Source organism: Pseudomonas sp. SWRI51 (assembly GCF_014268825.1).
GTDB classification, from domain to species: Bacteria; Pseudomonadota; Gammaproteobacteria; order Pseudomonadales; family Pseudomonadaceae; genus Aquipseudomonas; species Aquipseudomonas farsensis.
Genome location: NZ_JABWRG010000051.1, coordinates 24,192 through 33,400, shown reverse-complemented (window position 1 = coordinate 33,400; position 9,209 = coordinate 24,192). Strand labels below are relative to the sequence as shown.

Genomic DNA, 9,209 nt, shown 5'->3' with positions numbered 1-9,209 from the left:
GCCCCAGGATCTGAGCAACCACCAGAATCGCTGGGGCTGCTTCGCAGCCCTTTCGCGACACAAGGCCGCTCCTACACAATCAAAAGCGACTTGCCCAAAACCATAGAATCTCCCACGGGGATCAGGCCAGCGCCCCCTAACCAGCTGACGCGGACCCTGTGGGAGCTGGCGACAGCCTGCGATGAGGCCTGAACAAGCTTGCACAAAATCCCTCTCAATCCCCGCGGTGCAACTTGCTCATCAACTGCGCCTCAGCCTGGGTCAAACCGCAGGTTTGGGTCAGTTCCTGAACACTCGCCCCCATACCCACCAGCTTGGCAGCCTGAGCGAACGTGACGCTGTTAGGGTCACGCTGCTCCAGTTGCTGCAGCTTCTCCGGCAACGGCGCTACCGCCGCACGCAGCTCGTGGATGGCATCACCCATGCGCACGGTCACGTTCTGGTAGTCATCCAGACGCTTGGCCAGGTCCTTGATACGCTGGTCACGCAGCGCATCGCCCACGGCCTGTTGGGCCGCGAGTTCGCGCTGGCGCTTGCTGTAATTGAGGAAGAACCAGAGGCTCAGCGCCCACAGCAGCGCCAGGAAGATGACAGCAACCTCGAAAATCAACTCAGATGTTCTCCAGCTCAGACCACTCTTCCTCGGTCATCATCTTGTCCAGCTCAACCAGAATCAGCAGCTCGCCGTTCTTGTTGCAAACGCCCTGGATGAACTTGGCCGACTCTTCGTTACCCACGTTCGGTGCAGTCTCGATCTCCGACTGACGCAGGTAGACAACTTCAGCCACGCTGTCGACCAGAATGCCGACCACTTGCTTGTCCGCCTCGATGATGACGATACGGGTGTTGTCGCTGATGTCGCTTGGCATCAGGCCGAAACGCTGGCGGGTGTCGATGACCGTCACCACGTTGCCGCGCAGGTTGATGATACCCAGTACATAGCTAGGGGCGCCCGGTACCGGGGCGATCTCGGTGTAGCGCAGGACTTCCTGCACCTGCATGACATTGATGCCGTAGGACTCGTTGTCCAGACGGAAGGTTACCCACTGCAGGATCGGATCTTCGGAACCTTGTGCAGACGACTTTTTCATTCCCCTATCCCTCAAAATCCGCCTTTGGCGGTGTGCTCGTTGTTAGCCGCGGCAGTAGCGGCGTTGATTCAGTTGGGTTTGCTGTTCATTTGCTTGACCGCACCACTGGCGATCAACTCGGCAAGGGCGGCGACATCGAGCAATGCGCACATGTGCTCGATAACCGTACCGGCCAGCCACGGGCGCTGGCCACGCTGGCTGCGCCACTTGATCTCGCTTGGGTCCAGGCGCAGCGAGCGGCTGACCTGATGCACCGCCAGCCCCCACTCGTAGCCCTGCACCGAAATCACATATTGCAGGCCCTGGCGGAAATCATCGCGATAGCGATCGGGCATCACCCAACGCGCCGTGTCGAGCACCTTGAGGTTACCCGCCTGGCAGCTGAGGATGCCGAGGAACCAGTCCGGCTGGCCGAACAACGGCGTCAACTCCTGGCCAGCCAGGTTGTAGATCGAGCCCAGGCACACCAATGGCACCGCCAAGGTCAGCCCGGCAACATCGAACAACAGGCATTCGAACGGTTCGGCAGCCCACTCCGGGCGGCCGTCGACAGTCGCTGGCGGTACCGGTGCGGCGGGTGCAGGCAGGTGCACCTCGACCAGCGGCGCGACAAGCTCGGCAGCTTGTACGTCGGTGAGTACCGGAATGCTCGCCTCGGCCACTACCTGGGTGTCGACCACGCTGACCACGGGCTCTTCGACCGCGCGGGCCGGTGCCAGCACGGTCGGCAATACCTGCGGCTGTGGCTCGGCAAACGGGCGCGGCGCGGCCTGTACCGGCGCGGGGTCGGCCTGGCGGCGGGCATCGGCTGCCTGTTCTTCGCGCACGGCCGCTTCGAAATCGTCGACCACAGCCTGCGCAACCGGCGCTGCAACGGGTTCCTCGACAGTCTCGGTAGCCTCTTGCAGCAGGCCATCGAGGTAGGACTGCAAGGCCATCTGCGGCTTGGTGGCGATGTGTGGGGCGCTATTCATCAGGCTACCTGCAATGCAGAACGGTAAGTGAGCAGGTGCTTGAGCAAGGCGCGGTAGGCGATAACCCCGCGGCTCTTGCCGTCGAACTGCGACGGCGTAACGCCGTTGCGGCTGGCGTCACGCAGGCGCGTATCCACCGGAATGTAGCCTTGCCAGACCTGCTCGCCATAGGTGTCGCGCAGCAGCTTGAGGGTGCCGAGCGAGGCCTGGGTGCGGCGGTCGAACAGGGTGGGCACGATCTGGTAAGGCAGCGCCTGCTTGCGCGAGCGGTTGATCATGGCCAGGGTGCCAACCATGCGTTCCAGGCCTTTGACGGCAAGGAATTCGGTCTGCACCGGCACCACCAACTGCTGGCTCGCAGCCAGGGCGTTGACCATCAGCACACCCAACAACGGGGGGCTGTCGATCAGGGCAAAATCAAAATCCTGCCACAGCTGCGCCAGACTCTTGGCGATCACCAGGCCCAGGCCGTTCTGGCCCGGCGACTGGCGCTCGAGCACGGCCAAGGCGGTGCTTGAAGGCAGCAAGGAAATCCGCTGGTCGCTGGTCGGCAGCAGCAGTTGCCCCGGCAAACCGTCGGGCACCACGCCTTTGTGCAGGAACAGGTCATAGCAACTGTGTTCCAGCGCATCGGGGTTGTGCCCGAAATAGCTGGTCATCGAACCATGCGGGTCGAGGTCGACGACGACCACACGCTTGCCCGCCTCGGCCAGCAAGCCGGCCAGGGCGATCGTGGTGGTGGTCTTGCCAACGCCACCCTTTTGATTGGCTACTGCCCAGACTCTCATCGTGCGTTGCTTCCTCCCGGGATGGCCGCCTGCCCTGCCGGGAACGGTTGAATATTCGGTGACGGGGAATTGACGGCTTCAGCCCCCGGTCGACCCTGCTGGCGTGGCTGGTGCACTTTGTGTGCCAGCCCTGCGCAACGCGGCATCTGGCGTGGCATTGGCGCTGCCACTGCCGGTCAGGCTGCGGCGCACTTCCAGGTTGCGTGAAATCACCAGCACCACGCGGCGGTTGCGCGCACGGCCTTCGGCAGTGTCATTGGTGGTGACCGGCTGGTACTCGCCGTAGCCCACCGACGCCATGCGCCCGGGGTTCACCCCTTCCATGGCCAGCAAGCGCACGATGCTCGCCGCCCTCGCCGAAGACAGCTCCCAGTTGGTCGGGTACTGCGCGGTGCGGATCGGCAGGTTGTCGGTAAAGCCTTCGACGTGCACCGGGTTGGCGAACGGCTTGAGAATATTGGCGACCTTTTCGATGATCTCGAAGGCCACATCGCTGGGCATGGCATCGCCACTGCCGAACAGCAATGCCGAGTTGAGTTCGATTTCCACCCACAGCTCGTTGCCGCGCACGGTCATCTGGTTACTGCTGATCAGGTCGCCAAAAGCACTGCGCACGTCATCGGCAATGCTCTTGAGCGGGTCGATGCTGGCCTGGCCAAGGGCTGCGTCGGTCTGTTCGCTGTCCTTGATCAACGGCTCGACGGGTTTTGTCGTCAGCGGCCGCTCATCACCGATAGGAATAGGCCTGACGCTGCGCTCAGGGTCATTGAAGACCCCAACCAGCGCCTGGGAAATCTGCTTGTACTTGCCCTCGTTGATCGAGGAAATCGAGTACATGACCACGAAGAAGGCGAACAGCAAGGTAATGAAGTCGGCGTACGACACCAGCCAGCGCTCGTGGTTTTCATGTTCCTCGGTATGACGACGGCGAGCCATGCTTACTCCATGAAGCCTTGCAGCTTCAACTCGATAGAGCGTGGGTTTTCGCCTTCGGCGATCGACAGCAGGCCTTCGAGCAGCATTTCCCGGTAACGCGACTGGCGCAGGGTCAGCGCCTTGAGCTTGTTGGCAATCGGCAACAGGATAAGGTTGGCACTGGCTACACCATAAATGGTGGCCACGAACGCCACGGCAATGCCGCCGCCCAGTTGCGCAGGGTCCGCCAGGTTGCCCATCACGTGGATCAGGCCCATGACCGCACCGATGATGCCGATGGTCGGCGCGTAGCCGCCCATGCACTCAAACACCTTGGCGGCCTGGATGTCGCGGCTTTCCTGGGTAATGAAGTCAACTTCAAGGATGCTGCGGATGGCTTCGGGCTCGGCGCCGTCCACCAGCAATTGCAGGCCTTTGCGCGCATAGGGGTCGGGCTCGGCATCAGCCACCCCTTCCAGGCCCAGCAGGCCTTCCTTGCGCGCCGTCAGGCTCCAGTTGACCACGCGGTCGATGCCGCCAGCCAGGTCCACCCGTGGCGGGAAGAAGATCCAGCGCACGATCTGCAAGGCGCGCTTGAACGACGACAGCGGCGACTGCAGCAGCGCTGCCGCCAGAGTGCCGCCGAGCACGATCAACGCCGCCGGGCCGTTGACCAGCGCGCCGACGTGGCCGCCTTCGAGCAGGTTGCCGCCGACGATGGCGACGAACGCCAGGATCAGGCCTATCAGGCTGAGCACATCCATCAGACGCAGGCCTCGACCAGGTGCTTGCCGATTTCATCCAGGCTGTAGATGGCGTCGGCAAGGTTGGCTTTGACGATGGCCATGGGCATGCCGTAGATCACGCAGCTGGCTTCATCCTGTGCCCACACGGTGCTGCCGCCCTGCTTGAGCAGGCGTGCGCCTTCGCGGCCATCGGCGCCCATGCCGGTGAGTACCACCGAGAGCACCTTGTCGCCATAGGACTTGGCGGCCGAACCAAAAGTGATGTCAACGCAAGGCTTGTAGTTAAGGCGCTCGTCACCGGGCAGGATTTTCACCGTGCCACGGCCATCGACCATCATCTGCTTGCCGCCTGGGGCCAGCAGGGCCAGGCCCGGGCGCAGTACGTCACCGTCCTCGGCTTCCTTGACGCTGATCTTGCACAGCTTGTCGAGGCGCTCGGCAAAAGCCTTGGTGAACGCAGCCGGCATGTGCTGGATAAGCACGATAGGCGCCGGGAAGCTGGCGGGCAGTTGCGTGAGCACCCGCTGCAGCGCCACCGGGCCGCCGGTGGAGGTACCGATGGCAACCAGTTTGTAAGGTTTGCGCTTGGGCGCAGGCGAATGCGCCTGGGCGGGCGCAGCCGCACGGGCGGCAGGTGCCGGCGCGGCTGCGCGCGGGGCCGGGGCGCTGCTGTGCAGGCTGCTGGCGGCGGCCGGGGTGCTGGCAGCCGGCGCTGCGGCAGGTGCCGGGCTTGAGTAGGCGCTGAAACGGCGGTTGCTGCGCGAGATGGTGTGAACCTTCTCGCAGAGCATCTGCTGGACCTTTTGCGGGTTGCGCGAAATGTCCTCGAAATTTTTGGGCAGGTAGTCGACGGCACCGGCATCCAGCGCGTCCAGGGTGACGCGAGCGCCTTCATGGGTGAGCGAGGAGAACATCAGGACCGGGGTCGGGCAACGCTGCATGATGTGCCGTACGGCGGTGATGCCGTCCATCATGGGCATTTCATAGTCCATGGTGATGACATCGGGCTTGAGCGACAGTGCCTGCTCGATCGCTTCCTTGCCGTTGGTTGCAGTACCTACGACCTGAATGGTCGGGTCGGCCGAGAGAATTTCCGAGACACGGCGGCGGAAGAAACCGGAATCATCCACCACCAGGACCTTGACTGCCATAAACACTCCATTAAGTGGCGCACCCGCAAGGGCGCGCCACCAGAATCAAATACGCCGTGCGGCGTAACGCTTGAGCATGCTCGGAACATCGAGAATCAGCGCAATACGGCCGTCACCGGTAATGGTGGCGCCGGACATGCCTGGCGTTCCCTGCAGCATCTTGCCCAGCGGCTTGATCACCACTTCTTCCTGGCCTACCAGCTGGTCGACCACAAAGCCGATACGCTGAGTGCCGACCGACAGGATCACCACATGGCCCTCGTGCTGCTCTTCGTGCTCCTGGTTCTGCACCAGCCAGCGCTTGAGGTAGAACAGCGGCAGCGCCTTGTCGCGAACGATCACCACTTCCTGGCCATCGACCACGTTGGTACGCGACAGGTCGAGGTGGAAGATTTCGTTGACGTTGACCAGCGGGAAGGCAAACGCCTGGTTGGCCAGCATCACCATCAGGGTTGGCATGATCGCCAGGGTCAGCGGCACCTTGATGACGATCTTCGAACCCTGGCCTTTGGCCGAGAAGATGTTGATCGAGCCGTTGAGCTGGGAAATCTTGGTCTTCACCACGTCCATGCCGACACCACGGCCGGACACGTCGGAGATCTCGGTCTTGGTCGAGAAGCCCGGGGCGAAGATCAGGTTGTAGCAGTCCGACTCGCTCAGGCGGTCGGCTGCATCCTTGTCCATCAGGCCTTTTTCAACGGCCTTGGCACGCAGCACGCTTGGGTCCATGCCCTTGCCGTCATCGGAAATCGACAGCAGGATGTGGTCGCCTTCCTGTTCGGCCGACAGCACCACTCGGCCAGTGCGGGCCTTGCCAGACGCTTCACGCTCGTCCGGCATCTCGACACCGTGGTCGACCGCGTTACGCACCAAGTGGACCAGCGGGTCGGCCAAGGCCTCGACCAGGTTCTTGTCCAGGTCGGTCTCTTCGCCGACCAGCTCCAGGTTGATCTCTTTCTTGAGCTGGCGCGCCAGGTCGCGAACCAGACGCGGGAAGCGCCCGAAGACCTTCTTGATCGGCTGCATGCGCGTCTTCATGACCGCGGTCTGCAGGTCGGCAGTGACCACATCGAGGTTGGAGACGGCCTTGGACATGGCCTCGTCGCCGCTGTTCAGGCCCAGGCGCACCAGGCGGTTACGCACCAGCACCAGTTCGCCGACCATGTTCATGATCTCGTCCAGGCGTGCGGTATCGACCCGTACGGTGGTTTCCGCTTCGCTGGCACCGTGTTTCTCGCCAGCAGGTGCCGGGGCGCGGGCCGGAGCTGCAGCAGGCGCTGCGGCGGCGGCAGGTTTGGCAGCTGGGGCCGGTGCGGGTGCGGCAGCCGGTGCCGGCTTGGCTTCAGCCTTGGGCGCTGCGGCTACCGCTGCAGCTGCAGCAGGCGCTTCGGCGGCAACGGCGTCGGCGGCAAATTTGCCTTTGCCGTGCAACTGGTCCAGCAGCGCTTCGAATTCATGCTCGCTGATTTCGTCACCGCTGGCGGTGGCGCCAGCAGGCGCTGCGCTTGCAGCCGGCAGCGCGTCAACGGCGAAGGTGCCTTTGCCGTGCAACTGGTCGAGCAGCGACTCGAACTCGTCATCGGTGATTTCATCGCTGCCGGCGGCCGGAGCGGCAGCGGGAGCGCTGGCCACGGCGGGTGCCGAGAACTGGCCTTTGCCGTGCAACTGGTCAAGCAGCGATTCAAACTCCGAATCGGTGATCTCGTCACCTTCGGCGCTGACTGCCTGGCCTTGCGCCTGCTCGCTTTGGGCAGCTTGGGCCTTGACCGCGTCGAGCGAATCGAGCAATTGCTCGAACTCGGTGTCGGTGATGTCCGCCTCAGCAGCGGCCTCGACCACAGGCTCAGGCTCGACCACAGGTGCAGGTGCCGCGCTACCCGGCTCGGCAAGGCGCGACAGCGCCGCCAGCAGCTCACGGGTAGCGGGGGTAACCTGGGTGCGCTCGCGCACCTGGCTGAACATGCTGTTGACCGTGTCGAGTGCTTCGAGCACCACGTCCATCAGCTCGGCGTCGACCCGGCGCTCACCTTTGCGCAAGATGTCGAAGACGTTCTCCGCGATATGGCAGCACTCCACCAACTCGTTGAGCTGAAGGAAGCCGGCGCCCCCTTTAACAGTGTGGAAACCGCGGAAAATCGCATTGAGCAAGTCCGCATCGTCCGGTCGGCTTTCCAGCTCGACCAGCTGCTCGGACAAAAGCTCGAGGATTTCGCCGGCTTCTACCAGGAAATCCTGAAGGATTTCTTCATCGGCGCCGAAGCTCATTAAACGTGCTCCTTAAAAACCCAGGCTGGACAGCAAATCGTCAACATCGTCCTGGCTGGACACGACGTCTTCACGCTTATCGGCATGAATCTGCGGACCTTCACCCCGAGTTGGATGTTTTTCTTCATCTTTTTCAGCACGCAGCTGCTCGTGGTCATGTTCGATACCGGCAAACCGATCGACTTGACTGGCCATGAGCACGAGCTTGAGCAGGTTGCTTTCAACTTCGGTAACCAGCGCAGTGACGCGCTTGATCACTTGACCGGTGAGGTCCTGATAGTCCTGAGCCAGGACAATCTCGTTGAGGTGGCCGGCGACTTTCTGGTTACCTTCAGCGCTATGCGTCAGGAAACTGTCGACACGCTTGACCAATTCACGGAACTCCGTCGCTTCCACTTCGCGGCGCATGAAGCGCTGCCAGTCGGTGGACAAGCTGCGCGCCTCGCTGGCCAGGTCGTTGAGCACCGGGGTGCACGCCTCGGCCAGGTCCATGGTGCGGTTGGCCGCGCCTTCAGTGAGGCGAACCACATAGGAGAGGCGCTCGGTGGCGTCAGTGATCTGCGACACTTCCTCGGCCTGCGGCGTTGCCGGGTCGATATGGAAGTTGACGATTGCGCTGTGCAATTCGCGTGTGAGCTTGCCGACTTCCTGATACAGCCCGCGGTCGCGGGTCTGGTTCAGTTGGTGAATAAGCTGCACGGCATCACCGAACCGGCCGCGCTCGAGGCTCTCGACCAGTTCCTGGGCATGCTTCTTCAGGGTCGTTTCAAACTCACCCAAAGAGTTGTTGGTTGACTCCATTGCTTGCGCCCCCTGACGTGGCTCAGCCGTTGACGCGTTCGAAGATCTTTTCGATCTTTTCTTTCAGCGCCTGGGCGGTGAAAGGCTTGACCACGTAACCGTTGACGCCGGCCTGGGCCGCTTCAATGATCTGCTCGCGCTTGGCTTCGGCGGTCACCATCAGCACGGGAAGGTGCTTGAGGCGCTCGTCGGCGCGCACTGCGCGCAACAGGTCGATACCGGTCATGCCAGGCATGTTCCAGTCGGTCACGAGGAAGTCGAAGTTCTCGCTATGGAGCATCGGCAGTGCCGTGTTGCCGTCATCGGCTTCCTTGACATTGGTGAAGCCCAGATCACGCAACAGGTTCTTGATGATCCGCCGCATCGTCGAAAAGTCGTCAACGATGAGGATTTTCATGTCTTTGTTCAATTAGACCTCCAAGCAGTCTTTAACGCGCTCGGCGCCGAGCGCGCGCTCAATCAATTCGGCACTACAAAA

At 62.4% G+C, this 9,209-nt stretch carries 10 protein-coding genes; all 10 read right to left on the bottom strand.

Annotated features, from left to right (window positions below; translation table 11 throughout):
• Positions 1-214: 214 nt before the first annotated feature.
• The 10 genes from HU720_RS15540 to HU720_RS15495 all read right to left on the bottom strand — a co-directional run bounded on the left by HU720_RS15540 (position 215) and on the right by HU720_RS15495 (position 9,128).
• Positions 215-610 (bottom strand): DUF2802 domain-containing protein, encoded by a 396-nt coding sequence (locus HU720_RS15540; RefSeq protein ID WP_186520819.1) that lies wholly within the window; start codon positions 608-610, stop codon positions 215-217.
• Between the two features lies 1 nt (position 611).
• Positions 612-1,091: a chemotaxis protein CheW gene (locus HU720_RS15535; protein WP_186520818.1), complete on the bottom strand. Its 480-nt coding sequence runs from the start codon at positions 1,089-1,091 to the stop codon at positions 612-614.
• A 68-nt stretch (positions 1,092-1,159) separates the two neighbouring features.
• Complete coding sequence (locus HU720_RS15530) at positions 1,160-2,065, bottom strand: CheW domain-containing protein (RefSeq protein WP_186520817.1); 906 nt, start codon at positions 2,063-2,065, stop codon at positions 1,160-1,162.
• Positions 2,065-2,853, bottom strand: a complete 789-nt coding sequence (locus HU720_RS15525; RefSeq protein WP_186520816.1) for a ParA family protein — start codon at positions 2,851-2,853, stop codon at positions 2,065-2,067. Before HU720_RS15525 ends, HU720_RS15530 begins: the two co-directional genes overlap by 1 nt.
• Positions 2,854-2,931: 78 nt before the next feature.
• Complete coding sequence (gene motD / locus HU720_RS15520) at positions 2,932-3,789, bottom strand: flagellar motor protein MotD (RefSeq protein ID WP_186520815.1); 858 nt, start codon at positions 3,787-3,789, stop codon at positions 2,932-2,934.
• 2 nt (positions 3,790-3,791) lie between these two features.
• The gene (locus HU720_RS15515) at positions 3,792-4,532 is read right to left on the bottom strand and encodes a flagellar motor protein (RefSeq protein ID WP_186520814.1); all 741 of its coding nucleotides are present in this window, start codon (positions 4,530-4,532) and stop codon (positions 3,792-3,794) included.
• Positions 4,532-5,665 (bottom strand): chemotaxis response regulator protein-glutamate methylesterase, encoded by a 1,134-nt coding sequence (locus HU720_RS15510; RefSeq protein ID WP_186520813.1) that lies wholly within the window; start codon positions 5,663-5,665, stop codon positions 4,532-4,534. The genes HU720_RS15515 and HU720_RS15510 overlap by 1 nt, the downstream gene beginning before the upstream one ends.
• Positions 5,666-5,710: 45 nt before the next feature.
• Complete coding sequence (locus tag HU720_RS15505; RefSeq protein WP_186520812.1) at positions 5,711-7,930, bottom strand: chemotaxis protein CheA; 2,220 nt, start codon at positions 7,928-7,930, stop codon at positions 5,711-5,713.
• Between the two features lie 12 nt (positions 7,931-7,942).
• Positions 7,943-8,731 carry a protein phosphatase CheZ gene (locus tag HU720_RS15500; protein WP_186520811.1) on the bottom strand — a complete coding sequence of 263 codons (789 nt, stop codon included), beginning with the start codon at positions 8,729-8,731 and terminating at the stop codon, positions 7,943-7,945.
• A 22-nt stretch (positions 8,732-8,753) separates the two neighbouring features.
• Positions 8,754-9,128 carry a chemotaxis response regulator CheY gene (locus tag HU720_RS15495; RefSeq protein ID WP_186520810.1) on the bottom strand — a complete coding sequence of 125 codons (375 nt, stop codon included), beginning with the start codon at positions 9,126-9,128 and terminating at the stop codon, positions 8,754-8,756.
• Positions 9,129-9,209: the final 81 nt, after the last annotated feature.

Excerpts from the sequence above, each read along its gene's own strand:
- HU720_RS15495 (WP_186520810.1), bottom strand. The coding sequence starts at position 9,128 with ATGAAAATCCTCATCGTTGACGACTTTTCGACGATGCGGCGGATCATC.
- HU720_RS15530 (WP_186520817.1), bottom strand. The coding sequence starts at position 2,065 with ATGAATAGCGCCCCACACATCGCCACCAAGCCGCAGATGGCCTTGCAG.
- HU720_RS15515 (WP_186520814.1), bottom strand. The coding sequence starts at position 4,532 with ATGGATGTGCTCAGCCTGATAGGCCTGATCCTGGCGTTCGTCGCCATC.
- HU720_RS15510 (WP_186520813.1), bottom strand. The coding sequence starts at position 5,665 with ATGGCAGTCAAGGTCCTGGTGGTGGATGATTCCGGTTTCTTCCGCCGC.
- motD (WP_186520815.1), bottom strand. The coding sequence starts at position 3,789 with ATGGCTCGCCGTCGTCATACCGAGGAACATGAAAACCACGAGCGCTGG.
- HU720_RS15535 (WP_186520818.1), bottom strand. The coding sequence starts at position 1,091 with ATGAAAAAGTCGTCTGCACAAGGTTCCGAAGATCCGATCCTGCAGTGG.
- HU720_RS15500 (WP_186520811.1), bottom strand. The coding sequence starts at position 8,731 with ATGGAGTCAACCAACAACTCTTTGGGTGAGTTTGAAACGACCCTGAAG.
- HU720_RS15525 (WP_186520816.1), bottom strand. The coding sequence starts at position 2,853 with ATGAGAGTCTGGGCAGTAGCCAATCAAAAGGGTGGCGTTGGCAAGACC.
- HU720_RS15505 (WP_186520812.1), bottom strand. The coding sequence starts at position 7,930 with ATGAGCTTCGGCGCCGATGAAGAAATCCTTCAGGATTTCCTGGTAGAA.